The sequence below is a fragment of the [Bacillus] enclensis genome (assembly GCF_001456935.1).
Lineage (GTDB): Bacteria > Bacillota > Bacilli > Bacillales > Bacillaceae_B > Rossellomorea > Rossellomorea enclensis.
In genome coordinates this window covers 198,406-224,608 of the sequence record NZ_KQ758484.1, presented here as the reverse complement: position 1 = coordinate 224,608, position 26,203 = coordinate 198,406, and the positions used below count along the sequence as shown (strand labels likewise).

The window sequence follows — 26,203 nt, the reverse complement described above, 5'->3', positions numbered from 1 at the left end:
AACACCGGAGGATTACTGAAAGAGGTGAGAGGATGTCTGTGGGAACGACCCGCAAAGGTTGGAAGAAAGATTCAAAAAGATTATTTAAACAAATAAGCGCCAATGATATAGCTGGGCTGGCGGCGCAGATCGCCTATTACTTCTTGTTATCATTGTTTCCATTGCTGATTTTCGTCTTTACGCTGCTGCCGTATCTGCCTGTGGATCAGGCGGACATCCTTGGCGTGATCAGGGATTTTGCGCCGGGTGAGACGATGTCGATGATCGAGGAGAATTTGAGTGATGTCATGAACAATAAGAATACGGGCCTGCTCTCGATTTCCATCATCGCGACGATATGGTCTGCGTCCAATGGAATGAACGCGATCGTGAAAAGTCTGAACCGCGCATATGATGTCGAGGAAACGAGGTCGTTCATCGTTACCCGGCTGATGTCGATTGTCCTGACACTCGGGATGGTCGTCGTGTTTGTGGTTGCACTTCTGCTTCCGGTCTTTGGAAAGCAGATTGGTCTCTTCTTATTTTCTCAATTTGGCTTTTCCGATCAATTCCTGACAATTTGGAACGGCATTCGCTGGGCGATCTCGCCGCTTATCCTGTTCATTGTGTTTGTCGGATTGTATTATTTCGCACCAAGTAAGAGGATCAAATGCTTGAGCGCCATCCCGGGTGCAATCTTCGCTGCAGTCGGCTGGGTGCTCGTTTCGCTGGCATTCTCCTTTTACGTCAGCAATTTCGGCAACTATTCGGCGACTTACGGGAGTATCGGGGGAATCATCGTCTTGATGATCTGGTTCTATCTGACAGGAATCATCATCATGATCGGCGGGGAAATCAATGCCCTTGCCACAGAGAAAGACGATACACCGTGCTGATAAATATAATCAATTAGGGGAAGATTCTATTAAACAAACGTTTGATGGGTCTTTCTTTTTTTGTGTGCACCTGGAACGGTCAAGTATAATGAAGGAAAAGGGGGTGCGGAGTGATGCTGATAGCCGCCATGATCGAACGGCTTGGGATCATCGTTACGATTGCCTTTGTTATGACAAGGCTCGGCTTCTTTCGAAAGCTGATTGAACAAAGGAGTCATGTGAAGAAGTCACAAACTGTATTGATCGTCTTATTGTTTGGTTTCTTTGGGATCATCGGTTCTTATACAGGGTTGATTGTGAACGCAGAAGCAGATGAATATGCAAAATGGCATATGACGCTTCAGGAAAATGAAGCCATTGCAAATTCAAGGGTCATCGGGATTGTGGCAGCCGGACTGCTCGGCGGCCCCTGGATCGGGCTTGGTGCAGGACTGGTCGCCGGGGTGCACCGCTATTTTCTTGGAGGATTCACCGCCTTCGCCTGCGGGATTTCCACCATCCTTGCAGGAGTGCTGGCTGGATACATAGGAAAGCGTGAGAAAAAGAACCGTCTGGTGTCCCCTGTAAAAGCATTCGTGGTCGGATTTTTGGCAGAAGCGATGCAGATGGCCATCATTCTTCTCTTTGCAAAACCATATGGGGCAGCCTATGAACTAGTATCGGATATTGGCTGGCCAATGATCATTGCCAACGGGATCGGTACCGGGATTTTCCTGCTGATCATTAAGAGTGTTGTGTATGAGGAGGAACGGATGGGGGCGGTGCAGTCACAGAAGGCACTCCGCCTCGCAGACAAAACAGTGAAGTATATGCGGAAAGGATTGAATGGATCTTCAGCGTATGCCACGTGCACGATTCTGATGACAGAAGTCGATGCCATTGCTGTCTCGATCACGAACAGAACCCATATCCTCGCACATGTCGGGGTCGCTTCCGATCATCATCAGAAGCACAAACCGATCCAAACCGAGGCAACGAAGCGGGTGATTGAAACCGGGGAGCTGTTGAAGGTCGGTAAAAAGGAGATCCATTGCGACAGGGATGACTGTCCGCTCGGTGCTGCCGTCATGGCCCCGCTTTTAAAAGGGGACGAGATCGTGGGAACACTGAAATTCTACTTTCACTCGGAAAAAGTGATCTCACCAATCATGATGGAGCTAACAAAGGGAATCGCGACGCTGCTCAGCAATCAATTAGAGCTGGCGGAGATCGATACGCATAAAGAACTGGCCAAGGAATCAGAGGTCAAGGCCCTTCAGGCGCAGATCAGTCCTCATTTCCTGTTCAATGCGATCAATGTCATCGTATCCCTGATCAGGATCAATCCCGATAAAGCACGGACGCTGCTGATTTCCCTCTCACAGTTCATCAGGCAGAACCTGAGTGGAAGTACAAAATCCACATCCACTTTGAAAGAGGAATGTCAGCATGTGAAAGCGTATCTTGCGATTGAAGAAGCGAGATTCTATGACCGGCTGCAGGTCGAATACAACCTGGATGAAGATGCCATGCAGGCTGTCGTTCCATCGATCACCCTGCAGCCGCTGGTCGAAAACGCAATCAAACACGGGATGAAGAATCAGGCAGAAGGGTTTATTTTAAACCTATCCATTACAAGGGTGAACGGCAATGTAAAGGTAAAGGTGGAAGACAACGGAGACGGGATCGAGCAGTCCCGGCTTGAGACCCTCCTGTTTCAGCCGGTGGAATCGAAAACCGGCACCGGCCTTGCCTTGTACAATGTAAACAAACGACTGGAAATGATGAATGGGGAAGAATCGGGACTTATCATCACATCCGATAAAGGAAAAGGAACAGCCGTTCAGTTCACAATTAAAGGAGGAAGTGCAGCAGATGAAAGTCGCAATCATCGATGATGAGCCATACAGCCGTGAGGAAATGAAGCATCTGTTAAGTACGTACGAATGGGTCGAAGTGATAGGAGAAGCAAGCTCGGCTGAAAAAGCGATGGAGCTTCTGCTGACTGATGACCCGCAAGTCTTGTTCCTTGATATTGAAATGCCGGGTATGAGCGGCGTCGAGCTTGCCGAGGCACTCCGGAAAATGAAGAAAAGACCTCAGATCGTTTTCGCGACGGCCTATCCGGATTACGCCCTGAAAGCATTTGAAGTGGAAGCGGTCGACTACCTTCTCAAGCCTTTCGATGAAGAGCAGCTCGCACGGACGATGGAAAGGCTGAAAAAGACCGTCGCAGGTGAAAATGCTGATGGGAGGGAATCCAGGAGTCAAGGGAAGCTCGCTGTCCAGGATGAAGACAAGATCATCTTCATCGAGCCGGAAGCCATCCTCTATATTTTCCGTGAAGAGCGTGAAACGTATATCTGCACGGGGAAAAAACGGTATACGTGCCGGCTGCCGATCAAGGAACTCGAGGCAAAGCTTGTCACCTATCCATTCTTCCGTGTCCATAAAAGCTACCTCGTCCAGCTGCCATTTGTCGAGGAACTCATCCCATGGGGAAACGGAGTCTACCAGCTGAAGGTGAGCGGTGCGAAGGAGAAAATCCCGGTTAGCAGGAATTATGTGAAAGAGCTTCGGGAGAGGCTGGAGTTGTGATGAAAAAAGATGCGAAGCGGGGTGCTTCGCATCTTTTTTGAATTAATTCAGCTTCATTTCCTTCATTGTTTCTTCCAGTACGTCCGGATAATTCGTGAACATCCCGGTCACTCCCCATTCAAGCAGCTGTTTCATATCCTCTTTGTCATTGACTGTGTATGGGTGGATCAAAAGGTCGTGTTCACGGACTTTCTGTACATAGTCCTGGTTGATTTTTTTGTAGCTCATCCCCAGGCCGGCTGCGTACTCGGAGTAGTGATCAAGCTCCTCATCCGTAATCGTGGCTGTCCCTTTGTAATCAAGCAGCTGGACAAGCGGGATATTTTCATTCAGGTTGTGGACCTTTTGGAGGCTTTCCTCACTGAATGACTGGATGATCACGCGGCTTGACGGACCATTTTGCCTTGTCAGGTTGTAGTCTTTCAGGATCTCAAGCAGCTTTTCCTCCATTCCAGGGTAGACATCCGGTGATTTCGTTTCAATATAATAATTCTTATTTTTACCGAAGTGTTCAATCACTTCCTGGAGGGTCTGGACCTGCAGCCCGTTATATTCATCTTTCGCTTTTTCCGGATATGCCGCGTTGAACCATGAGCCGGCATCCAATGACTTGATTTCTTCAAGAGTATGATCTTTGACCTGGCCGGTGCCGTTTGTGGTGCGGTCGAGGGTCTCATCATGCATGGCGATGAGCTCTCCGTCTTTCGTCATCTGAAGGTCAAGCTCTATGTAGTCTCCGCCCATTTGGTCACCAAGCTCGTAAGAAGGCAGCGTGTGTTCAGGCGCGTATCCCGAAGCACCTCGGTGTGAAATGTTCAAGATCTGGTTGTCGTTCAACTGCGGGTTATTGCCTGATTGAGCTGACGCAGGGGTGACGGCACCTGCCCCTATACCGATTACGGCTGCTGATAAACAGATGTTCCTCATGAATTTATTCATTGTCATTCTCCTCTCAAATAACGTTCTATTTAAGGGTAATGAACAAACATAAAGAGAGGATGAAAGAGTTGAAAAGGCAGTGTGAAGATTCCATTAAGGGAGCGTTACAGGCAGGGAGAAAGGACTGGGAGGAATGGTCTGTACGGCGCGATTATCGGCATGAAACCCCACTGCACGTCAACCAGTCTGGAACGCATGTCAGTCTGTATTTTTGACATGTTGGACATGAATGTGACGATACTGTGACATTGTTTGATATGATGTAAGCGTATTCATTTTGAACGAAAGGGGATCAGCATCATGGTCACATTTCTTGTTGCAATCGCATTATTAATCGTTGGTTACTTCACATATGGAAAATTCATCGAAAAGCTCTTTGGTGTAAATGAGGGACGTACGACACCTGCTTACGCAAAAGCGGACGGCGTCGATTACGTGCCGATGAACACGAAGAAGAATTCGATGATCCAGCTTTTGAACATCGCCGGTGTCGGGCCGATCTTCGGACCGATCATGGGGGCATTGTATGGACCGGTCGCATTTTTATGGATCGTCCTCGGGGCTATTTTTGCAGGGGCCGTTCATGATTACTTGACTGGTATGATTTCAATCCGCAACGGAGGCGCGCATCTGCCTGCCCTTGCAGGTAAGTTTTTAGGAAAAACAATGAAGCACGTCGTGAATGGATTCTCGATTTTACTTCTGGTTCTTGTAGGTACGGTATTCGTAACAGCACCTGCAGCATTGATCGCCGATTTGACTCCGGCATGGATTTCATTGGGCGTGATCATTGCCGCGATTTTCGTTTATTACCTTTTGGCAACATTGCTTCCGGTCGATAAAATCATCGGCCGCGTGTATCCGCTGTTCGGGGCACTGCTTCTAATCAGTGCTGTCGGTGTCGGTGCAGGACTTGTGATTACAGGTGCTGACATCCCTGAAATCACATTGACAAATATGCACCCTGATTCTGTCGCTATCTTCCCATTATTATTCTTGACGATTTCATGCGGGGCGCTGTCAGGATTCCATGCGACACAGTCTCCGATCATTTCAAGAACGACTCAAAATGAAAAGAACGGACGCAAGATCTTCTACGGCATGATGATCCTTGAAGCCATCATCGCGATGATCTGGGCAGCGGCTGCGATGAGCTTATTCGAGCCGGGTGAACTGAGTGCGATCTTAGCTGAAGGCGGACCTGCTGCAATCGTCAGCGAAGTGTCCATGTTAATGCTTGGTTCCATCGGCGGAACACTTGCGATCCTTGGTGTCATCGTCCTTCCGATCACATCAGGTGACACTTCTTTCCGAAGCGCCCGTATGATCATTGCTGATTATATCAACGTGAAGCAGGTAAAAATGTCAAGCCGCCTTTGGATTGCCGTTCCATTATTCGCAATCTCAATCGCTCTGACACAGATTGATTTCAACTTACTATGGAGATACTTCTCCTGGGCAAACCAATCAACGGCCATGATCGCACTGTGGGTAGGCGCCATGTACCTTGCCCTTCAGAAAAAACCTCACTGGGTGGCGAGTGTACCGGCCGTATTCATGACGATGGTCACGTTCACGTATATCCTGAACGCACCAATCGGTTTCGGATTGTCGATGGGCATTGCTTATGCAGGCGCGACGGCTGGTACGATCGCTGTTATCATTGCCTTTGCTTGGAGCCTGAGAAAACGACTGAACGCAGGCGGTGTGATCCAGGTTGATGAGGATGTTCCTCAGCCAGCGGCGTAAAGGTTGCAGGAGTTACTGGAGGCCGCTTTGGAATATGCCGGCTGCAGCCTGAACGTGGTTGTTGAAGCTGCCGGATGGGAGGAGGTTCCTCATCCGGCGGGGCTGCTGCTGAATTTCACCGGCCAGGATGGAAAATGATTTCAGCACCCTGAGCAATGACATTTTTCTGTTATCCTTGATGAGTTTTCCGGTTATTACCGGGAAGCTCTTTTCTTTTTTTGCACAAAATAAGAATGGTTCATAAAACCATTGTTTTGTTAAGCTGCCGGTCCTGGCTCTGGCTGCAGGGATGTATGAGTTGCAGCGGGACGGGGGGACAGGTCCCTTGTCCCGCCACGGACCGGATGCAGATTTTACGACTTGTTTTTAATCTAATGAAACAGGAGTGATTCAGCATGACAAAGAAAACGAAAAAAGACGGCGGAACAAAGCAGAATAAAAACCACAAACCTAAGCAAAAGACATCTGGTTCTGCAAATGGGCAGAATGGATATCACTAGGATTTGGTGAGGGGCCAACCTCTTTGGGGGTTGGTCTTTTTTTGGTTTGGCGGGGTTGTGGGGAGGCGGTGCTTTCCTAGGCTGCCGTTTTGGAAGCAACGCCTCGCAGCGAGGGCGGCGTAAAGATTTTTCGACAAGTTGCTTGAAAATCGATGAAAGTGGTTCATAAAATTGAAAAGTGGCACGTAAATTTGGAAAGTGGCTTGTATTTTCTGAAAGTGGATCGGAAAATGTGAAAAGTGGCTTGAAAAGAGGTTGGCATCCAAAATTTTCACTTGAAGGGACACGTCGGAGTGTGGGATGATGCGGTTTTTAACCGGAAGCATTCAAAAAACAAGCTGTTTTCCCTGAAAAGATGTATTATAATGGAGAAATAGAAGGTTTTCACCTCAAAAGGGGGTTTCAAGATGACGGAAAAGAAAAAGATCAGCCTGCAGGAAGCGATGAAGCAGCAGCTGGCGAAGAAGAAAGAAGCCCAGTCAGGCGGCAAGCAGTCGAAGAACGGTCTGGCTTCGAATCAGCGCATGCAGAGTCAGCAAACGAAGAAGCCGAGTAATACCCGCCGTAAGATGGGAAGTTAATAGAACGAAGAAGAGCGCTTAGTTTTTGTAGGAGCTCTTTTTTTATTGAATTTTTTAGAGTTGGCTGCTCGTAAAGAAATCGGTTTGCCCGCTGCGAACCCCTACATGACCCAACTGACTTATCCAACTTATGCTGACAAATCCCGTTTTATGCGCAAAAATACTAATATATGCTGACAAAATCAAATATATGCTGAAAAATTTCATTTTATGCTGAAAAATTTTGTTTTATGATGAATTTGCCATTTTATGGATATGGCACCACGTACTCTCCTCCCAACTTCTTCAAATTGTCAAAACCTCTTTTAAAAAAAATCAAACCATCTACTATCCTCTGTCGTCAAAGGTGTAGAGAACTGGGGTGGATCTATTGGATGCGGACGAATTGCCGATTGAAAAATTAAACAGGGATGAGCTGCTTGAAGAGGCCATGGACCGGTATGGCCGGGCGGTTTTATATATGGCGTACTCGTATGTCAAGGATCACGGGCTTGCGGAGGATATTGCGCAGGAAGTGTTCGTGAAGTTTTACAATAAGATGGAATCGTTCAGGGGTGAGTCGAGTCTGAAGACATATTTGATGCGGATCACGATCAATCAATGCAAGGATCATCTGAAGCGCTGGGATACGAGGAAGGTCCTTTTCACGAATAAGCTGAGCGAGGTCCTTCAGGAACGCGGAAATCCTGAATCGAAGACAATTCACGGAGAAGAACGGAGTGAGCTGCATTCGAAGCTCCTCAAACTGCCGGTCAAGTATCGGGAGGTATTATTTTTGCATTATTATCAGGAATTAAAGGTGAAAGAGATCGCAGGGGTTCTGGAACTTAGCACGGGTACGGTCAAGACGAGACTGAAAACGGGCAGGGACAGGCTGCATCGCTTGTACGGAGAACGGGGGCGGCATGATGGATAGGGAACTCGAGCGGAAGATCAAGAGAATGACCGATGAGGGGTTGAAAGATCTGGATTTCAATTCCGAGCTGAAGGGGAAAGTCCGCCAAAAAATAAAGCGGGATAAGCCGTACCGGAGGCGGTGGTATGCTCCCGTGATCAGTTTGCTGATTGTGGTGTTGCTGCTGTTCATTTTTGCAGTGGTGAAGGGGGAGAACCTCGGCTTCATCGGAAATGAGTGGCTGAGCGGTTTTTTTGAGAACAGTAAGAACTTTGATATTGAAATCAACGCTTCCCACGGTCCGTCGGTAAGTACGTTTGACGGGACGATTACCCGGGAAGATGTCGTAAAACCACTTTCTTTTACAAAAGATGAAAGGGATAGGATTTTTGCCAAGATTGAAAGCATTGATTTTGAAGGTGGATTGGATCTTCCGGACGATAAGGGCTGTAATATGCAGCCTTACGGGGGATATGAGGTGAAAGCCAGGATCAAGGGTGATGTTTACGAGTACCGATCTTCCGGCTGCCACACGACGGCCGACAGCCGGGCGCTGGATGAGCTGTGGGAGATGATGCTTGAAATGATCGGCAATAAGCCAGGGTATGAAGAGATGGTGGAGCCCTACTTGATCATGTAAAAATAGGTTTACTTCCTCCTCATCAGATGATAATATAGTAAAAATTAACAAATGCGATGACGAGAAGAGTAGCCGGCAGAATCCTTCGCCAGAGAGCCCCGGGAGCTGAAAAGGGGCAGGGAGGCTTTCGGTGAACCAAGACTCTGAGCTGCATACCGGAACCTCGGCGGGGATGGTATGACGGGAGCTCCTGTTATAGAGCTAGGGTATGGGCCCCTTAGGCAGTACCCGAAAAGGCCGGTATGGCAACATATCGGTGAACTGGGGTGGCACCGCGATCAAATCTCGCCCCCAAGACTGAAGAGGTCTTGGGGGTGGGATTTTTTTATTGTCGTCCTTCTGAAGATGGGGGACGTTCTGAATAAAATCGCGGGGAGGAATGGTTGATGGGTTGGAAGAATCCGTTGTTGCTGTTGTTGAGTATCGGGTTGTCTAATATTGGGGCATGGATTTTCTTGATCGCTCTGAATCTGATTGTGCTGGATGAGTGGGGTTCGGCACTGGCAGTCGGCATATTGTATGTGTTGAAGCCGCTTGCCGCATTGGTTACGAATGCGTGGGCGGGGAGTGTGGTCGACAGGTTGAATAAGCGGAGGCTGATGGTGTTTTTGGATGTATCCAGGGCTGTCCTGGTGGCAGTGCTGCCGTTCATTTCTTCACTGCCGCTCATGTACGCGGTGGTGTTTGTGGTCAATATGGGGAGTTCTGTTTTTTATCCGGCATCGATGACGTATATGACGATGCTGATCCCGAAGAATAAAAGGCAGAGGTTCAATGCACTCAGGAGTCTGGTGGGTTCCGGTGCATTCATTGTCGGACCAGCGGTTGCAGGATTACTTTTCATTGTGGGCACCCCGGAAACCGCCATCTTTTTAAATGGAGCGGCGTTGTTACTCTCCGGGATTGTGACCCTTTTTCTGCCGGATGTGGAAGAGGGCGCAGCCGAGGGGGCGAAGAAGCTGTCGCTGGACATGATAAAAGAGGATCTGCGGGTGGTCAGGCGTTTCAGCCTGCACCGCCTCTATGTGATGATGGTGTACTTTTTATTCAGCTGCATGATTGTGCTCACTGCGGCCGTCGATTCGCTGGAGGCTGCTTTTTCAAAAGAAGTGCTCGGATTTTCGAACAGCACGTATGGATATTTGGTGAGTATTGCGGGAGCGGGATATCTCGCCGGCGCAATGGTGAATACCGTGATTGCAAACAAGGTACGGGATGTGAAGCTGTTTGCGTTCGGCTCGGTCGCGGTATCGGCGGGATACATGGTTTATTCAGTCTCGGGTGGATTTATGGCTGCAGCCATCGGGTTTTCGCTGCTGTCCTTCGCTCTTGCCTTTGCTCAAACCGGGTTTGACACATTCATTCAGGAGCGGATCCCTGTCGAAGTGATGGGACGGGTGAGCAGTGTGTACGGCTGGGTCGAAGGGTTTCTGGTTATCGCTGCAACCATCCTGATCGGTGCGGGTGCTCAAGTTTTGTCCATCCGTCACGTCGTGGCAGGCGGTTCCCTGATCATGGCGGCCGTAACCGTTTTACTCTGTATCTATTCATTGAGCCGGGCGGAGGAGAAGCAGGCTGAAAGAGCCGCTATCGAACCACGCTAAAATTAAATTGACACTACATGGAAATCTCTATATAATCAGTTCAAATACTTGAAATCTTCGATGAGGATCAGTAGAGTGACCCTGTCTTTTCAGAGAGGGGGCCGATTGGTGCGAGGCTCCTATAGACAATCATTTGAACCTGCCTCTGAGTCTGAATATTCAGCGGTTCATACCGTTATCATGTGAGAGAGTGAAGCTTTGCTTTGAATCAGGGTGGTACCGCCAGTAATGGTCCCTGATGATGAGCCGGGCTTTTTTTATTTTATAAAAAAGAGGTGTCCAGTATGGCAAAAGAATTTGTAAAAGACGTCACGGCGATGGACGAGGATTTCGCCCAGTGGTATACAGATGTCGTGAAGAAGGCGGAGCTGGTCGATTATTCAAGCGTCCGAGGATCGATGATCATCCGTCCTTACGGCTATGCGATCTGGGAAAATATCAAGAGTGCGCTCGATGCGAAAATCAAGGAGACAGGGCATGAGAATGTGTATATGCCGCTGTTCATTCCAGAGAGCCTCCTGCAGCGGGAGAAGGATCATATCGAAGGATTTGCGCCGGAAGTGGCATGGGTGACGCACGGCGGTGAAGAGGAATTGGCTGAGCGATTATGTGTACGCCCGACTTCCGAGGTGCTGTTCGGCGAGCATTATAAAAACATCATCCACTCCTACCGCGATCTGCCGAAGCTTTATAATCAATGGGCAAATGTCGTGCGCTGGGAAAAAACGACGCGGCCGTTCCTGCGGACGCTGGAGTTCCTGTGGCAGGAAGGTCATACATGCCATGAGACGGATGAAGACGCGCACGAAGAAACGGTAAGGATGCTCGACGTGTATGCGGAGCTTTGCGAAGAGCTGCTGGCGATCCCGGTGGTGAAAGGTCAGAAGACGGAAAAAGAAAAGTTTGCCGGTGCGAAGTATACGTATACGATCGAGAGCCTGATGCACGACGGAAAAGCGCTGCAATCCGGGACGTCCCACCACCTGGGTGACGGATTTGCGAAAGCGTTCGGTATTCAATTCACCGACCGCGAAGGAAAGCTGCAGCATGTGCAGCAGACATCATGGGGACTGACGACGCGCATCATCGGGGCGATGATCATGGTCCACGGAGACGACCGGGGACTTGTCGTACCGCCGCGCATGGCACCGACCCAGCTGATGATCGTGCCGATCGCGCAGCATAAAGAGGGCGTGCTTGATTTTGCCTATGATTTGAAAGAGAAGCTGTCAGCCGTGGCGCGTGTCGGGATCGATGCGAGCGACAAGAAACCGGGCTGGAAGTTCAATGAATATGAGATGAAGGGGATTCCATTGCGCCTCGAAGTCGGGCCGCGTGATATCGAGAACGGTCAGGTGATCCTGGCCCGCCGTGATAGCGGTGAAAAGGTGACGGTCCCAGTGGGTGAGCTTCAAACGAAAGTGCCTGAACTTCTCGAAGAAATCCAGAAGAACCTTTTTGAAAAGGCAAAGGAGCATCGCGAAGAAATGACGACCATTGCTGCAGGGTTTGAAGAGTTCAAAAAGGTTGTCTCGGAAAAAGGCGGCTTCGTAAAAGCAATGTGGTGCGGCGAGCTTGCCTGTGAAGAGAAAATCAAGGAAGAAACCGGCGCGACTTCACGCTGCATGCCGTTCGAGCAGGAGAAAGTGGGAGACACCTGCGTCTGCTGCGGGAAACCGGCTGAGAAGATGGTGTATTGGGCGAAGGCTTATTAGGATTTGGGGTATGCGATGTGTGGACCAGGTACGGGGGTGTGGGTTTGTACCAGGTACAATGCAGTGTTGGTGTACCAGGTACAGGTCGGTGAAATTGTACCTGGTACATAATAGGGGAAATGTACCAGGTACAAGAAATACTATTTGTACCTGGTACATTTTTTTTGCAGATGTCTGTGCCTGGCACAATCAAGGAGGTTTGTGACAGGCACAGCTGCCCGGGTTTGTTCCAGGCACAAACCGCCAATTTGAACCAGGAACAAAAACCCAAATCTGAGCCATGCTCAACACCCCGACTTTGAGCCTGGCTCAAAACGACGGAATCGAGCCTGGCTCAATCATCCCGAATCGAGCCAGGCACCCCGCAACCCCGCCTCTACACCCTGCACCAGGCACCAACTGGGCCGACGTACCTGTCCCCCCCCCCGGCCCGCAATCCCCAACCGGGCCGACCCATCCCAATCCACAAGCCCCCTTCCATTACCCTGGCCCAGCCCGCATCTCATCCCAATCCATGTCGGATATAATTCTTCCGGCCCTTCTTTTCAAACCCTCGTCTATTTGGTGGCCCTTCTTAATATAGATAGGTAAGGAGGGGATTAGAAGTGTTCATGGAACTTATTGTGATTCTTATTATTTCATTCGTGGTGATCAGTCTGTGGATGATTAATGTCAGGCTCGGCCGCATTGCCAATTATTTTGATAATGGTGACGACCATTCCCTTTCGGATGAGGAAATAGAGAAGGAGCTTGAGGAAGAGTGGGAAAAGTGGAATCAGCAAAAATGATGGAAGCGAAGCGTTTCTCTTGAGGGGGCGCTTCTTTTTTGTGGAAAAAATTAGAGGATGCGGAATAAGCACAATATGGGAAGCTGTATCGTAGGCTGATAGGAGAGGATAGCTGTGAGGTGAAACTCAGTGAATAAGATGGTGAGATGGATCATCGGTTGTGCCGCGTTTCTCCTGGCGTGCCTGGTGCTCTATTTAAAATTTAATCCTCCGCTTGCGAGTAATGGCTATGGGTGGAGCAGCGCCCAGCCTGGACTTGTGACGGTGGAGCTGCAGAACGAAGGCTTTCACGGGGTCAAGTTGAAAAAGGTATTTGTCAACGAAGGCGACCGTCCTTGCAAGGTGGACTTGGGGGTGAGCCGTTCCAGTGCGCTGATAGGCATTTTTGCATTAAAGGAAGAAATCGATGGAATCAGTTTTCACCCTATAGATGAGTACGAAATTGAACCAAAGCTGAACCGTGAAGAGGTCATCGAGCTGGAAGAACTGGATAACAGAAGTACGATTCGTCATTACGGCCTGGCGGTCGATCATTGCAAGAAAGTCGACTCCGTGACGGTGAAATATACGTATTTCGGTTTTCCTTATAAAAAAGAAATCAAGATTGAAAGAATGGAGTAAGGGCGCACCTCATAAACTGGTATAATAAGAGAAAAAGAATTTTCCGGGTCCGCCCTGAAAGTGAGGTGCCTCCGTGGATAAAAGGAGTTTAAGCGTTGAGACGGCCAGATTGGTTGTCAGGCCGTTCATGAAGAGTGATTATCATAACTGGCTTCATGAAAATATGAACAAGCTGCCTTCGCAGCATAAATATGATATCGGCTTGCAGGATATGAGCGAGTGTACGGAATTCTGGTTCCACAATATGATCGATCAGCAGAATATCATGATGAATAGCGATGAGGTGTATATATTCGGTATCTTTCTAAAGCAGACGGGTGCTTATATCGGGAGCGTTGATTTCTCTACGCTCATGAGGCTTAATTTTCATTGGGGCCGGGTCGGCTATACGCTGAATAATACGCACTGGCGGCAGGGATATGGGAAAGAAGCCGTCCGCGGGGCGCTGAAGATCGCTTTTGAAAAAATCAATTACCACCGGGTGGAAGCACATATCAATCTTGATAATACCCCTTCGATCAAGCTTGCTGAAGGAATCGGCATGAAGTATGAGTGCACGCGGAAAGGCTTTATAAATGAAAATGGAAAGTGGACGGATAATCACGTGTTCTATATGAATGCGGAGGATTATTACTAAACTCCTTGGAAAAAGAAACGCTCGGATTTCAAATTAACGGGTTAGGTTTTCGAGTACAAAAACTTAATTAACAACGCCAAATAGAAGAAGTCCAATTCGCAACCAAATTGGACTTCTTCTATTTGTTAATAAAACAGGTTTTTTAATCAAACAATTAGCACTGCAATTCTCAAACGTTTTGAGATAACGACTGAAGTTATTGTCACCGTGAGAATTCGTATGCTGGCTGCCATAAAAATTGGATTACCAAAATTCATAAAAGGATTTTGGATAATTATGTTAAAATAGAGAGTGGCTAATTTAAATATCGAAGCAGGTTACTTTGAGAAGACGTGAAATTTTTAGTGCAAGAAACGTTACATACAGGGGAGAGACGATGAAAAAAATAATAATTGGTATTGTAGCTGTAGTAATAATGATGGTGTCTGCTTTATTCTTTTTAGAGAATAGTAAAAAGAATAATTCATATTCAACGCCAGAAGAAGCATTAAGTAATGTTGAAAATCCCAGACTTAGAGTTTTAGAAATTATTGATACAAAGCTCTACGATAGTGTCGCGTATGTTTTTTACTATTCAGAAGTAAGTGAAACTCCTAAGAACTATTTAGCAGCAGGAAAGATAAATAAGAATAAATATGGTTGGCGGTTTGACGAAATAATTGGTATCGGAAATATTGATGAAAATAATGCGGGAATGTCTTCAGGCAAGGATAATTACATCGTCGGGCTTGCCTCAAAAGAAGTAGAAAAAGTGCAATTTGGAATTCAAGAGGCTGAATTGATAACAATAGATTCTAAAGGAATGAAAGCATTTTTATTTCACGATGTAGAACCTGATTTAATGGGTCATACGGATTTCGGGTATTTTGATAAAGACGGAAACGAACTGCCTTATTAAAGTAACGGGTGCTATGGGTAAAGAAAACAATGTGCAAAAATGCTTGGAGCAGTGTCCCCAAGCATTTTTTTATCAAATTGCCTTCTGATTCAAGTGCGGACTAGTGTGCCGAAAGCATTGTAAATCCGCATTTTGTACCTCAATACCGAACCCGTGGATTTCAAATCCCAGCGTTTCTTTTTTCAATGGCCAGGTCCACTTCCCGTTTATGGTGAAGGTCATGTTCAGCCAGCCCCTCGAGATACTTGATCAGGGTTATTTCTTTACTGCCTGGTTTGAGTGTCTGTTCCCAGGATTCATCAGGTATCTCTTTTAAGCTTTCAATCAATTTTTCTCTTGTAAGGATAAATTGCCGGATGACTGCTGTTTGATTGCTTGTACGTGCCTTGGTAGCAGATTGTTCATTTAACATCTGCGGATCTGGGGCGCTCGGCAGCGGCTCTCCCGTTCCAAGAAAGGGGAGGCGCTTATTCACGACAAATTCATCCCAAGGCTCGAGATGGCCGACTATTTCGGCGATGCTCCACTTGGCTTCTTCAACTGGACGAAGCCATTCTTCCTTGGGAAGAGACTCCAGCGATCGTGCCCATCTGATGAATTCTTGATGATGAAAAAGAATGTTTTCTCTTGGATCTTCCACACCCATCACTTCTTTCAAATAGTATGTATTCAATATTTTACCATAGTTGTAGATTGTCAATGGTATATAAAAGCCCGTCCCTGATCTTACCTTGGAGGGACGGGCAGGATTTTATGCCTTTTGCAAAACATGAGCCGCATCCGGTTCCATCGGATACAGCCGGCCGTCTTTGTCGCGGAACACGATATGCCCGCGATTGAGTTTTACAGGTGTATCGACGCCTGCTGCCGCTGCAAGGTTGTACAGTCCTTCGCGAAGGGACAGCATATAGTTGCAGACACGGAAAGCTTTTTCCTCGACGATCAGGGCCTTTTGAAGTTTGTCGTCGGTTGTTGCGACGCCGACCGGGCAGTTGTTGGTGTGGCATACCTGTGCCTGGATGCAGCCTACGGAGAACATCAGGCCCCTTGCGATGTTGACAAAATCGGCACCGAGAGCGAGAGCGAAGGCGATTCTATCAGGAGTCAAAAGTTTTCCGGAGGCGAATATCTTCAACTTGTCGCGGACGCCGAATTTAAGGAGCGTATCATGGACATAAGGCAGGGCCGATTTGATCGGGACACCCGTTGAAGCAGCCAATTCCTGATAGGAAGCCCCCGTTCCTCCTTCGCCGCCGTCCACCGTGATGAAATCCGGGTGTTTTCCCGAAGAAGCCATATAGGAAGCGAGTTTTTCGAAATCATCCGTGTTCCCTATAACGATTTTGATTCCGACCGGCTTTCCGCCGATCTCGCGCATTTTCTCGATGAAATCGAGCATTTCTTCATTGGTTCCGAATTCCTTGAAGCGGTTGGGACTGTCGATCGATTTATGCGGTTCCACGTTTCGGATGTTGGCGATCTCCGGTGTCACCTTTGCCCCGTCGACATGGCCGCCACGGGTTTTCGCTCCCTGTGCGAGCTTCAGTTCGAATGCCTTCACTTCATCCAGATCGCTCTTTTTCTTGAATTCTTCCCATGAGAACTCTCCATCCTTGGTACGGACACCGAACAGGCCCGGTCCGATTTGGCAGATAATATCGACACCGCCTTTTAAGTGATGCTTCGATAATCCACCTTCACCGGTGTTCATCCATGTCCCTTTGGCGAGGGCGAGGCCGGTCGACAGGGCGGTGATGGCTTTTTCCCCGAGCGATCCGTAGCTCATCGCCGACTGCCCGACGAGGCTCCTGACTTTGAAGGGGTTCCTGCATGTTTCCTTCCCGATGACAGGGGAATCTTCTTCACGGAGCAGGAAGGGGGAGACCTCTTTTTCCTCGCGGTGTTCCTTCCTCCTGAATAGATTGTCCTTATCGATTTTATATAACATCGAGTTGATTTTCTGACTATTGTCGACACGCAGTTCATCACGCTGGACCGGGAATAATGCATTCCGGATATAATAGCCTTCCTTTTCAAAATCGCGTTCAGAACCGAATCCGAGCATGCGGGATTTGTACTTACCCGAAAGCACGGTCTGCTGGTATTCATTCCGGGAAAATGGTTTCCCTTCATTGTCATTCGAGAAGAGATACTGCCGCATTTCCGGTCCGATTTTCTCTAAAATATACCTCATCTTTCCGAGGATCGGAAAATTACGAAGGACGGCATGTTCTTCCTGTTTTTCATCTTTGAACATAAGATACAGGATCATCACGGCCGGAACCAGGATGATCAGTCCGATAAGTGTTAATAAAATGCCTAATACAATTGAAATTCCATCCATTTGTTTTCCTCCTATTCCAATAAAACCAGATATAAAACCGCAAGGCCGCCGATGAGGAGGCCGCTTGATAACGAAAGCCATTTCCATTTGTTCAGTGGCGGCTTCGCCTTCATCAGCGATGTCAATTGAACCGCGATGGAGACGGCGGCCAGAGCGAGGATCGACAACAGGGAAGCTGCCGGAGACATCTGCTTCCTGCCGTATTCGATCAGCAGATATCCTGCGACGGCCGTGCCGATGACAATTACATATAGGATGATCAGCGTCGATTTTTTCATGGTGCTATCCCACCTTCCCGTATAAATAGACGAGTGTGAAAATCAGTACCCATACAAGATCGACAAAGTGCCAGTAAAGGGAAAACACGGCGATCTTTGACTGCAATTGTTCAGCCGGACCCTTCAACTTCAGCTGGATGAGCAGGAGGGCCATCCAGATGCATCCTGCGGCAACATGCGCCCCGTGGGTCCCGACCAGCAGATAAAACGCGGATAAGAAAGAGCTGTTCTGCATTTCGTAGCCTTTTTCGTAGTAATGGAGAAATTCCCTTCCTTCCATGATTAAAAATGCTCCAGCCAGGACCAGTGTCAGCAGAAGGAATACGGACGCCTTCCCGGCTTGTTTCGCTTCCGACGCATGGCTTGCGATGTAAATCGTGAAGCTGCTCGAAAGCAGGAGGACGGTCGAGACCATCACTCCTTTCAGTTCAAGCATCTCATTCGGGGAGGGCCCTCCGTCTGTATGGGAACGCAGCGTCAGGTAGACACCGAATAAAGAAGCGAAGATGACGACCTCGGCGGCGATGAAAAACCACATTCCCATTTTCTTGTCTTCTTTCTGTTCGAGAAGAAAGGGCTCTGTGTTCATGATTCTTCCTCCTTTCCTTCAAGCTCGGAGCGGGTGTAAGCCTGCCAGCTGTCATCCTTGAAGGACCTCAGGATCAGCATGGAGGCTACCCCGATCACGCCCGCCCATTGAATGAGGGGCTGATAAAATATGAAGCCGAAGGAGGAAACAAAAAGAATGCCAGACAGAAACACAGGCTGTGCCGTGTTCCGGGATACATAAATCGGTCCGTCCTCCCTGATGGTCCGCAGGGTCCCATCTCCTTTCTGCTTTTCATACCATAACTGATCGATCGTCGTGACGACCGGGCGATCGATGAAGTTGCCTTCCGGGGGCGGGGATGGGAGCGCCCATTCAAGCGTACGTCCGTCCCATGGATCCCCGGTCGTGTCTTTTTCACCGTGCCTCATACTCCAGTAAATATTGAACAGGAAGATCATGACCGCAGCGGCCATGATGAAGGCACCGATCGTACTGATCAGATTCAGGCTGCCGAGCCCGTCCCTTTCAAAATAGGTGAAGACCCTGCGCGGCATCCCGTTAAGCCCCATGAGGTGCATCGGGAAAAAGGTCACGTGGAAGCCGATGGTGAACAGCCAGAAATGCCATTTTCCAAGCACCTCGTTCAAAAGAAAGCCGAACATTTTTGGCCACCAGTAGTAAACTCCGGCAAAGATTCCCAGGATCGTGCCCCCTACAATCACATAATGAAAATGACCGACGACAAAATAACTGTCATGGTACTGATAATCCGCCGGCGCGGATGACAGCATGACCCCGGTGGCTCCGCCGATCAGGAACGTGGGGATGAAGGCAAGCGAGAAAAGCATGGCCGTCTTGAACCGGATCACGCCTCCGCGGAGGGTGAACAGCCAGTTGAAAATCTTGATGCCGGTCGGGACGGCGATCGACATCGTGGCCAAGGCGAAAATGGCGTTCGAAATCGGTCCGAGCCCGACGGTGAACATGTGGTGGATCCACACCATGAAGCCGAGGAATCCGATCAGAACGAGCGCGAAGACCATGGCTCCATAGGCGAATAAATTCTTTCGTGAAAAAGTCGTGATGACATCCGAAAAGATCCCGAAAGCGGGAAGGATCAATATGTAGACCTCGGGATGGCCGAATATCCAGAATAAATGCTGCCAGATCAACGGATTCCCGTCCGTACCGCTAAGGAATGCCGTGCCGTAGACGCGGTCCATCATCAGGAGCAGCAAAGCAACGGTCAATGCCGGGAAGGCAAATAAAATCAATATCGATGTAACGAATGAGGACCATGTGAAAAGCGGCATCCTCATGAATGTCATCCCTTTTGCACGTTTCCGGATGATGGTGACAAGAAAATTGATGGCCGAGAGCATGGTGCCGACCCCCGCGATCTGGATGCCGAGCGTATAATAGTCAAGACCGGGGCCGGGACTAAATGCATCGAGACTGAGAGGGGAGTACGCCGTCCAGCCGGTTGACGGTGAACCGCCAAGCACAAAGCTAACATTCACCAGCGCCCCGCCCGTCAGGAACAGCCAGAAGCTGAGCAGATTCATATAAGGGAAGGCGAGGTCCCTTGCGCCGATCTGGAGCGGGACGGCCACATTCATTAATCCGATCAAGAGCGGCATCGCCACGAAAAAGATCATGGTCGTCCCGTGCGTCGTCATCATCTGATTGTATTTTTCACCTTGAAAGACCCAGAACTGATTCTCGGGGAGGGCCAGCTGCAGCCGGATGATCAGCGCATCGAGACCGGCCCTCAGGAAAAATGCCCCGCCGGCGGCAAGATACATGATCCCGACCTTCGTGTGGTGGGTGGAGGTCATCCAGTCCCATGCGTATGTCCACTTCTTATACCGGGTCAGGAAAAATACGGCCAGTATTCCCATCAGCAGAATCGAAAGGTCCGCTGCGATGATATCCGACGGGAATACAAACTCCCTGCCGAAAATCGTATATTTGATGTCCATTGGAGTACCCCCTTTTCACCCTGCAGGTTATTTTAAGTTTGATAGATAGTCGGCGAGTGCTTCCAGTTCCTCATCTGACAGATCCCCGAATCCGGGCATTTTTGCCCCGGGCTTGAAGGATTTCGGATCTTTTATCCACTTTTTCATATTCTCATCGCTGTTAGGAATGACACTCGCGATATAGTCCTTCCTGCCGACGCCGGCAAGGTTCGGACCGTCGCGTTTCTCCGTGTATCCGTCGGCGTGGCAGCTTAGACAGTTGGATGTGAACAGTTTCTTTCCTTTTTCATATGAATCGGATGCAGCCGCCTCAGGTGCCCGATCCTCCTGTTTATCGCTTATCCATTCATCATATTTTTCCTTGCTGACGGCATGGACTTTGAATCTCATCAAAGAGTGGGAGGCCCCGCAGAGTTCCGCGCATTTCCCTTCATATACCCCGGTTTCAGAGGCGTGAAGGGTCAGCCGGTTAGGGGTCGTGCCGCCGGGATTCAAGTCCTTTTTTCCGCCGAGCTGCGGTACCCAGAACGAATGGATGACATCATCTGATTTCAACTTGAACACAACCGGAGTGTCCACAGGGATCCACACTTCATTGGACAAGGTGACCCCCTCATCGCTGTAGTTGAATTCCCACCAGTACTGGTGCCCTGTCACGGTGATTTCCATCTTGCCGTCTTCATTTTCCTGGGAATCTGACAGTGAAAAAGTTCCCTGGACGGTGGGGACAGCCAGGATCAATAGAAGAATGATGGGAATCACTGTCCAGGCGATTTCATATTTTCTGTTCCCTTTCACGTATGCAGGCGTAACGTCCCTGCGTTCCGGGGTTTCCCTGTATTTCCATGTGAAGATGACAAACATCGAAAAGACCGTGATGAAGACAAGGATCATGATTCCGGTGGAAAGCTGGAACAAGTTTTCCTGCAGTTTGGCTACAGGCCCTTTCGGATCAAGGACCTGAAGCGAACTGCATCCTGAGAGCGGCATTATGGTGAAAAAAAGTACCAGGAATAACAGACGTTTCATGTGCATCCTCCTTAAAACAGCCGCTTTAATGCTTTGCGAAGCGGAGGCATTTCTGCTTCATGCTGCTTGAAGAATTTTTTCATCACATGCTTTGAATAACCGGCGGCCTGATCCATTGTGATTTTTCCAGGAAGGGGCGGCTGATCTTCAATATGCACATCAATAATGACCGGCTTATTCGATTTAGCGGCCATATCGAAAGCGGGTTCAAGATTCTCGTGTTTCACGACCCTGTACCCCTCACCACCGCAGGCTTTCGCAAATTGGGCAAAATCGATGTCCTGAAGGTCGGTTTCATATTCAAGGTGGCCGATCGATTCCTGTTCGTATTTAATCATCCCGATTTTTCGGTTATTGAGGATAACGACGATGATCGGCAGCTTATATTTGACGGCCGTCACAAAATCTTGCATCACCATCGTGAAACCGCCGTCCCCGCACACGGCGATTGCCTGGCGTTCAGGGTTGGCGAGGGCGCTGGCGATCGCTCCCGGTAGTCCGCAGCCCATCGTCGCCATCCAGCTCGAAATGATGAATTTTTGATTGGTCATCCGGAAATGCCTTGCCGTCCAGACCGTCACGTTCCCGACGTCGACGGAAAGGACGGCATCATGGTCGGCAATCTTCTGGATCATCGGGATGACCTGAGGCGGCTTGATCGGGGTGGTCGCTTCGACTTCATCCTTCTCGACATGCTTCCACCAGTTCTTCATATTAATCTGGCATTCTTTTAAAAAGGCACGATCTTCCCTGCGTGGCAGTGATTTATTCCACTCCTGCAGTACAAGCTTTGAATCACCTGCAATCCCTGCCGTGACAGGATATCGTTTGCCGATCTGGGCGGGATCGGCATCGACCTGGACAGCCTTCGCATCATCCGGCAGGAACTCCCGGTAAGGGAAGGACGTCCCGATCATGATGAGCAGGTCTGTCTCCTCCATCGCTTCATAGGCTGGTTTGGTCCCGATCTGACCGAGCTGGCCGAGATTCAGCGGATGCTCATCGGGGAGCGTCCCTTTTGCCGGAAGGGTGAAGATGATTGGGGCGGCCAGCCTGTCAGCGACCTCTTCCAGCTCATCCACTGCCCCCTTAGCACCAGTCCCTGCAAGGATGACCGGACGTTTGGCATCCTTAAGAAGTTTAAGCCCGTTCTGGATATCATCAAGCAAAGGAGCCGGCTTTGACTTCGAAGACACGCTTGACGTATTACGTACACTGTCCTTGATTTTCTGTGCTGGCATATCGTCCGGGATGACAAGCACGGAAACGCCTTTTCTCGCATAGGCCGTCCGTATCGCCTGATTTAACAGATCCGGAAAGGATTCAGGTGAAGAAACACGGGCATTGAATACGGATACATCCTGGAAAAGACGCTCAAGATGGACCTCCTGAAACGAGTCCTCCCCCAGCTTACTGCTCTCCACCTGGCCGGCAAGGACGAGTACCGGCGCACCGTCTGCCTTCGCATCATACAAACCGTTGAGAAGATGGATCGCACCGGGTCCGCCGATCGACAGGCAGACGCCGACCCTGCCGGTCACCTTCGCATAAGAAGAGGCGGCAAGTGCAGCGACCTCCTCATGTCGGACCTGAATGAACTCCAGCTGCTCCTTTTCGATTCTCAAGTTGTCGACAAAGTGATTGATCGAATCACCGGGCAATCCGAATATATGCCGGATATCCCATTCTTCCATGACCTCTGCAGCTATCTTTCCTGCTGAATGTTCACTCATTTCTATCATCCTCCAAAAATTTGGTTTTTGTAATTCGTTACCACTTATACAGAATGAGTAAACGGAGAGGGAGGAAAGATTTATATTTTGTTAGTGAGAAAGGGATGGAGGGGAATTTGTAGTAGGTAATTTTACCTGGTCTGATTGGGTATTTATGTTAAAATAATAAGCATTAAAAGGTATCTTAGATGAAAGGAAAATGAGAGGAAGATGAGATATGAATGAAGCATCCACAGCCGTCCTCCTTTATCCTCAATTCAGTGAATATGAATTGAGTGCAGGGCGGCAAGCCGGTCGTGACGGCGGGGGTGGGGGGGGACGTTTGGATGGTGAGAGAAGAAAATCAATCAAATCAAAAAGGACGAAACCCATTTCAGGTTTCGTCCTTAGCTTTTTATTCCAATCCCTCAATCTTCAATGCCTTCACCGGCAGGAAGCTCTCGCCTGTATCCATGAAAGTGACGCTCACTTTGTCTTTTTCCTTCAGGTATATCGCCAGCGGGCTGAGCTCGGAAGAAACGAGGTAGTTCTTGCCGTTATCCAACAGGAAGGAGACAGCCGTGTAGTCACCGACCTTTTCTTTGTATACGCGTACGACGGTTCCGGCTGCTTGCTTTTCTTCAGCCTTGGAGCTGCCGTCTACTGTGCCGCCGCCTTTTTGCAGGGCGGTTTTGTATTTCTTGATGGCCTGGTTCGGCGTATCTGCATAGGCGGAAATCTCCGGATTCGCTGCTGATACGATGAAGTAGTTTTGCAGGAAGCCATTCGCGTCAAGAACCGGTGTCAGCCAGCTTGCTTCACCGAAGAAGTTATATAGAACCGGCATTTCACCGTCCCATTTTTTCTCGATGAATTTCTTCTGGATGATCTGCAGGGCACCCTGTGAATCCATATAAGACTCTTCGAGGTTACCTGTATAGAATGTTGCCTCGCCTGTACGTGAGTTGGTCAGGGAGTACCCGAGCATTGAATCGACGCCTTCTTTCGGAGACGTGAAATCAGTGAAGTAGTACATTTCGCCGTCTTCGGTGAAAATAGGGCTGACATTCGCTTCGGTTCCTTCATCAGACGGCAGCTTTACTTCCGATTTACCGAAAACGCTGTTCCAGAAGCCCTGGACGTAGTTACCGAAGTAGCTGTTCTGCAGGCTGACCGTTTCCGGCGACACCGCCCCGTCTATAAAGTCAGGGGATTCACTCAGTTTATAGGATTTCGTCTCTCCGTTCTGAGGATCGACAACGACAATCCCTTTCGCTTCAAATCCGTTACGTGCAGAGATGAAGTCCCCGTACGTGCGGATATAGAACGGTTTGCCCTCATCGTTGATTTCGAGCTGCGGATCACCGTTGAAAATATATTTTGGATACTGCATCCGGATATGACGCTCAATATTCTTATTGAAGAAAGAAGATGGAGTATAGGTCATTTCTTCCTTCATGAATTTAGGATTCGCTGATGAATCGGTAGCACTCAGCGTGAAGTAACCAGGTGTTTCGTCTCCTTTGATCCATTTGAAGAATCCGGAGAATTCGACCGGTGCGATGTAGACATACTCACCGTCGACCTTTTGGATTTGCAGGCTCCCGAGTTCATAATAGCTTGTATTCGGTACTTGCCCAAATGCTTTTTTCATTTTGTTGCGTGCAAATTGCGGAGGTACGCTCGCTGGTGTTTCATTTTCATCAAATGCTTGGATTTCCGTTTTCACATCCATTTTGGCCGATTGATACTTCTCATCGGCATTGAATACGAATGCAGTCAGGAAGTAGGCACCGACACCAAGGCCGATGAGGAAAATCGCTCCTTTGATCATGCGCTCCTTACCGGCTGCAAAAGCAGCTCCGGCACCTGCCGCAATGATGAACAAGATCCACATCGACGTAAAGTTGCGGTCGAGGTTCGTCATGTAATAGAAAATGAAGGCACCGATGACCGTAATGATCATGGTGGCAGCGATCATCCCGACCACGGAAGGATTCGCTTTGCCTTCTTTCTTTTTTGTAAAAGTGACCGGGACCAGGAGCAGCGCCATGATCAATCCGACAATCACTGAAAATAATAATATATTACCCAATGTATGTTCCCCTTTCAAAGGTCTATTTCTGTGTATGGTTTATATACGGATGAGGAGTGGGGGAGGTTTCAAAATTTTGCTGGGAACGGGGGTTGGTAACGAATTCTTACCTGACAAGCAAACGTCCAGACATGAAAACCAGCTTGTAGGGATGTTCGTCCGCAAATCGAGAGGGAATAGATGATTATTCTGTAATAAATGGTTGAAGTCACTGCTAATATGTCCCAATCAACGAAATGGTTAAGTTCATATAATGAAGTATTCTGAGAAAAAGGGGGTGAGGATGAATGGGTCTTAATGAATGTACTTGTAAGTATAGGTTAGGCATTGAAGCAACCGACGCAACGGCGCAGGTAGTCGTTGATGGAGGAGATCCGCAAATGTTCACGGAAACGATCAATTTTTCTGCTGAACAATGCTTTACCGGTGGACCAAACTGTAACCCTGCAGTAAATAACTTTACTATTGACTTCGGAGGGCCTCCGGGGACCACAATCAATTTTACCATGGGCAGACGCGGGATGATTTCGTGTGAAGATAATACTGTTGCCTTCATGGTGAACGGTACTGCACAACAAAATGGAAACGTGATGCCAACTGGTGAGTATATTGTGAATTTTTCTTATACAATTCTGCCTGATGATACCGCTGATGTTACGATTGAAGCATCAAATAATGGCAGTTCGTTTTCTACAACATTCAATGCGGAAATTACTCCGCAAACCTTTATAGGAGATTGTGACGAAACCGTTGAAGGATAGACAGCTGAACATTTAAAATCGAAAAGCCGGATGCTCCCTGTGAGGAGTGTCCGGCTTTTGTACTGCTGACTTTGAGTTGCATCTTTAAAATTCGACCTCATCTTCATTTTTGACGACTAATAATGTCTTACCTTTGTCTAATTCCTCTTCCAGCTTTTGAGCCTTCGATTGTTCAAATCCGATTTCTTTCATTTTCGAAATCAGTTTATCAGACTTTCCTCTGAATATATTTTTGGTAGCAGTGCCGACTCCTGTTACACTGACCCCGATCTTATTGGCATCATTGCTTTTTCTGGCACGCCGGACATGGTCATTATCATGGGCAAGCATATAAATGTCATCTTCACTGACGCCATTCTTTTTGAGTTTGTCGATTGATTCACTTAAGTGTTCATCGTTATGAAACAGTTTGAAAATAGGATTCATTGGAATT

At 48.5% G+C, this 26,203-nt stretch carries 25 protein-coding genes and 2 other annotated features; of the genes, 14 read left to right on the top strand and 11 right to left on the bottom strand.

Translation table 11 applies throughout. The features are described from left to right. Positions 1–32 precede the first annotated feature (32 nt). The 3 genes from AS034_RS13915 to AS034_RS13905 all read left to right on the top strand — a co-directional run bounded on the left by AS034_RS13915 (position 33) and on the right by AS034_RS13905 (position 3,452). Positions 33–875: a YihY/virulence factor BrkB family protein gene (locus AS034_RS13915; RefSeq protein ID WP_032085643.1), complete on the top strand. Its 843-nt coding sequence runs from the start codon at positions 33–35 to the stop codon at positions 873–875. A 113-nt stretch (positions 876–988) separates the two neighbouring features. Continuing rightward, complete coding sequence (locus AS034_RS13910) at positions 989–2,752, top strand: sensor histidine kinase (RefSeq protein WP_058298958.1); 1,764 nt, start codon at positions 989–991, stop codon at positions 2,750–2,752. Beyond that, positions 2,730–3,452, top strand: coding sequence for a LytR/AlgR family response regulator transcription factor (locus AS034_RS13905; RefSeq protein WP_058298957.1), 723 nt, complete (start codon positions 2,730–2,732; stop codon positions 3,450–3,452). The genes AS034_RS13910 and AS034_RS13905 overlap by 23 nt, the downstream gene beginning before the upstream one ends. 42 nt (positions 3,453–3,494) lie before the next feature. On the opposite strand, the gene AS034_RS13900 is transcribed toward AS034_RS13905, so the two are convergent. Beyond that, on the bottom strand, positions 3,495–4,391 hold the full coding sequence (locus AS034_RS13900; RefSeq protein ID WP_058298956.1) for a glycerophosphodiester phosphodiesterase: 897 nt from the start codon (positions 4,389–4,391) through the stop codon (positions 3,495–3,497). Positions 4,392–4,691: 300 nt separating this feature from the next. On the opposite strand from AS034_RS13900, the gene AS034_RS13895 reads away from it, so the two are divergent. Continuing rightward, complete coding sequence (locus AS034_RS13895; protein ID WP_058298955.1) at positions 4,692–6,140, top strand: carbon starvation CstA family protein; 1,449 nt, start codon at positions 4,692–4,694, stop codon at positions 6,138–6,140. Positions 6,141–6,152: 12 nt separating this feature from the next. On the opposite strand, the gene AS034_RS22760 is transcribed toward AS034_RS13895, so the two are convergent. Continuing rightward, positions 6,153–6,302, bottom strand: coding sequence for a hypothetical protein (locus AS034_RS22760; RefSeq protein ID WP_156416146.1), 150 nt, complete (start codon positions 6,300–6,302; stop codon positions 6,153–6,155). 745 nt (positions 6,303–7,047) lie between these two features. Here AS034_RS22760 and AS034_RS22995 point away from each other — a divergent pair. From AS034_RS22995 to AS034_RS13850, 9 genes are all read left to right on the top strand, one after another. Then, positions 7,048–7,221: a hypothetical protein gene (locus AS034_RS22995; RefSeq protein WP_169792813.1), complete on the top strand. Its 174-nt coding sequence runs from the start codon at positions 7,048–7,050 to the stop codon at positions 7,219–7,221. Between the two features lie 361 nt (positions 7,222–7,582). Next, entirely contained in the window at positions 7,583–8,137 is a 555-nt protein-coding gene (locus tag AS034_RS13890; protein ID WP_141687721.1) for a sigma-70 family RNA polymerase sigma factor, read from the top strand. Beyond that, the gene (locus AS034_RS13885; RefSeq protein ID WP_058298953.1) at positions 8,130–8,756 is read left to right on the top strand and encodes a hypothetical protein; all 627 of its coding nucleotides are present in this window, start codon (positions 8,130–8,132) and stop codon (positions 8,754–8,756) included. Before AS034_RS13890 ends, AS034_RS13885 begins: the two co-directional genes overlap by 8 nt. Before the next feature lie 47 nt (positions 8,757–8,803). Further along, positions 8,804–9,052, top strand: a binding site (T-box leader). A 90-nt stretch (positions 9,053–9,142) separates the two neighbouring features. Continuing rightward, positions 9,143–10,360, top strand: a complete 1,218-nt coding sequence (locus AS034_RS13875) for an MFS transporter (protein WP_058298951.1) — start codon at positions 9,143–9,145, stop codon at positions 10,358–10,360. 48 nt (positions 10,361–10,408) lie between these two features. Then, positions 10,409–10,600 (top strand) — a binding site (T-box leader). A 44-nt stretch (positions 10,601–10,644) separates the two neighbouring features. Further along, positions 10,645–12,075, top strand: coding sequence for a proline--tRNA ligase (gene proS / locus AS034_RS13870; protein WP_058298950.1), 1,431 nt, complete (start codon positions 10,645–10,647; stop codon positions 12,073–12,075). A 605-nt stretch (positions 12,076–12,680) separates the two neighbouring features. Continuing rightward, a complete protein-coding gene (locus tag AS034_RS13865; protein ID WP_032085650.1) occupies positions 12,681–12,863 on the top strand; it encodes a hypothetical protein in 183 nt (60 codons plus the stop codon). Positions 12,864–12,992: 129 nt separating this feature from the next. Then, positions 12,993–13,484 carry a hypothetical protein gene (locus tag AS034_RS13860; protein ID WP_058298949.1) on the top strand — a complete coding sequence of 164 codons (492 nt, stop codon included), beginning with the start codon at positions 12,993–12,995 and terminating at the stop codon, positions 13,482–13,484. Positions 13,485–13,557: 73 nt separating this feature from the next. After that, complete coding sequence (locus AS034_RS13855; protein ID WP_032085652.1) at positions 13,558–14,121, top strand: GNAT family N-acetyltransferase; 564 nt, start codon at positions 13,558–13,560, stop codon at positions 14,119–14,121. Between the two features lie 376 nt (positions 14,122–14,497). Beyond that, entirely contained in the window at positions 14,498–15,019 is a 522-nt protein-coding gene (locus AS034_RS13850; RefSeq protein WP_058298948.1) for a hypothetical protein, read from the top strand. 160 nt (positions 15,020–15,179) lie between these two features. Here AS034_RS13850 and AS034_RS13845 read toward each other — a convergent pair whose 3' ends face one another. From AS034_RS13845 to AS034_RS13810, 8 genes are all read right to left on the bottom strand, one after another. Then, the gene (locus AS034_RS13845) at positions 15,180–15,692 is read right to left on the bottom strand and encodes a DinB family protein (protein ID WP_141687720.1); all 513 of its coding nucleotides are present in this window, start codon (positions 15,690–15,692) and stop codon (positions 15,180–15,182) included. Positions 15,693–15,770: 78 nt separating this feature from the next. Beyond that, complete coding sequence (locus AS034_RS13840) at positions 15,771–17,363, bottom strand: FMN-binding glutamate synthase family protein (RefSeq protein WP_058298946.1); 1,593 nt, start codon at positions 17,361–17,363, stop codon at positions 15,771–15,773. Positions 17,364–17,374: 11 nt separating this feature from the next. Beyond that, on the bottom strand, positions 17,375–17,641 hold the full coding sequence (locus AS034_RS13835) for a hypothetical protein (protein ID WP_058298945.1): 267 nt from the start codon (positions 17,639–17,641) through the stop codon (positions 17,375–17,377). A gap of 4 nt (positions 17,642–17,645) precedes the next feature. Continuing rightward, positions 17,646–18,230, bottom strand: a complete 585-nt coding sequence (locus AS034_RS13830) for a cytochrome c oxidase subunit 3 (protein ID WP_058298944.1) — start codon at positions 18,228–18,230, stop codon at positions 17,646–17,648. Continuing rightward, complete coding sequence (locus tag AS034_RS13825; RefSeq protein WP_473243013.1) at positions 18,227–20,155, bottom strand: cytochrome c oxidase subunit I; 1,929 nt, start codon at positions 20,153–20,155, stop codon at positions 18,227–18,229. The genes AS034_RS13830 and AS034_RS13825 overlap by 4 nt, the downstream gene beginning before the upstream one ends. A 45-nt stretch (positions 20,156–20,200) precedes the next feature. Beyond that, entirely contained in the window at positions 20,201–21,202 is a 1,002-nt protein-coding gene (gene coxB / locus AS034_RS13820; protein ID WP_052011245.1) for a cytochrome c oxidase subunit II, read from the bottom strand. 11 nt (positions 21,203–21,213) lie between these two features. Beyond that, positions 21,214–22,935, bottom strand: coding sequence for a pyruvate oxidase (locus AS034_RS13815; protein WP_058298943.1), 1,722 nt, complete (start codon positions 22,933–22,935; stop codon positions 21,214–21,216). Between the two features lie 394 nt (positions 22,936–23,329). Continuing rightward, positions 23,330–25,009, bottom strand: coding sequence for a hypothetical protein (locus tag AS034_RS13810; protein ID WP_058298942.1), 1,680 nt, complete (start codon positions 25,007–25,009; stop codon positions 23,330–23,332). Between the two features lie 287 nt (positions 25,010–25,296). Between AS034_RS13810 and AS034_RS13805 the strand changes: the two genes are divergently transcribed. Further along, the gene (locus AS034_RS13805) at positions 25,297–25,770 is read left to right on the top strand and encodes a hypothetical protein (protein ID WP_058298941.1); all 474 of its coding nucleotides are present in this window, start codon (positions 25,297–25,299) and stop codon (positions 25,768–25,770) included. 84 nt (positions 25,771–25,854) lie between these two features. Here the strand turns inward: AS034_RS13805 and AS034_RS13800 are convergent, their stop codons facing one another. Next, complete coding sequence (locus AS034_RS13800) at positions 25,855–26,196, bottom strand: YflT domain-containing protein (RefSeq protein ID WP_058298940.1); 342 nt, start codon at positions 26,194–26,196, stop codon at positions 25,855–25,857. Between the last annotated feature and the right edge of the window lie 7 nt (positions 26,197–26,203).

Coding starts and splice junctions, on each gene's coding strand:
- AS034_RS13915 (WP_032085643.1), top strand. CDS start 33: ATGTCTGTGGGAACGACCCGCAAAGGTTGGAAGAAAGATTCAAAAAGA.
- AS034_RS13910 (WP_058298958.1), top strand. CDS start 989: ATGCTGATAGCCGCCATGATCGAACGGCTTGGGATCATCGTTACGATT.
- AS034_RS13905 (WP_058298957.1), top strand. CDS start 2,730: ATGAAAGTCGCAATCATCGATGATGAGCCATACAGCCGTGAGGAAATG.
- AS034_RS13900 (WP_058298956.1), bottom strand. CDS start 4,391: ATGAATAAATTCATGAGGAACATCTGTTTATCAGCAGCCGTAATCGGT.
- AS034_RS13895 (WP_058298955.1), top strand. CDS start 4,692: ATGGTCACATTTCTTGTTGCAATCGCATTATTAATCGTTGGTTACTTC.
- AS034_RS22760 (WP_156416146.1), bottom strand. CDS start 6,302: ATGTCATTGCTCAGGGTGCTGAAATCATTTTCCATCCTGGCCGGTGAA.
- AS034_RS22995 (WP_169792813.1), top strand. CDS start 7,048: ATGACGGAAAAGAAAAAGATCAGCCTGCAGGAAGCGATGAAGCAGCAG.
- AS034_RS13885 (WP_058298953.1), top strand. CDS start 8,130: ATGGATAGGGAACTCGAGCGGAAGATCAAGAGAATGACCGATGAGGGG.
- AS034_RS13875 (WP_058298951.1), top strand. CDS start 9,143: ATGGGTTGGAAGAATCCGTTGTTGCTGTTGTTGAGTATCGGGTTGTCT.
- proS (WP_058298950.1), top strand. CDS start 10,645: ATGGCAAAAGAATTTGTAAAAGACGTCACGGCGATGGACGAGGATTTC.
- AS034_RS13850 (WP_058298948.1), top strand. CDS start 14,498: ATGAAAAAAATAATAATTGGTATTGTAGCTGTAGTAATAATGATGGTG.
- AS034_RS13840 (WP_058298946.1), bottom strand. CDS start 17,363: ATGGATGGAATTTCAATTGTATTAGGCATTTTATTAACACTTATCGGA.
- AS034_RS13835 (WP_058298945.1), bottom strand. CDS start 17,641: ATGAAAAAATCGACGCTGATCATCCTATATGTAATTGTCATCGGCACG.
- AS034_RS13830 (WP_058298944.1), bottom strand. CDS start 18,230: ATGAACACAGAGCCCTTTCTTCTCGAACAGAAAGAAGACAAGAAAATG.
- coxB (WP_052011245.1), bottom strand. CDS start 21,202: ATGAAACGTCTGTTATTCCTGGTACTTTTTTTCACCATAATGCCGCTC.
- AS034_RS13815 (WP_058298943.1), bottom strand. CDS start 22,935: ATGAGTGAACATTCAGCAGGAAAGATAGCTGCAGAGGTCATGGAAGAA.
- AS034_RS13805 (WP_058298941.1), top strand. CDS start 25,297: ATGGGTCTTAATGAATGTACTTGTAAGTATAGGTTAGGCATTGAAGCA.
- AS034_RS13800 (WP_058298940.1), bottom strand. CDS start 26,196: ATGAATCCTATTTTCAAACTGTTTCATAACGATGAACACTTAAGTGAA.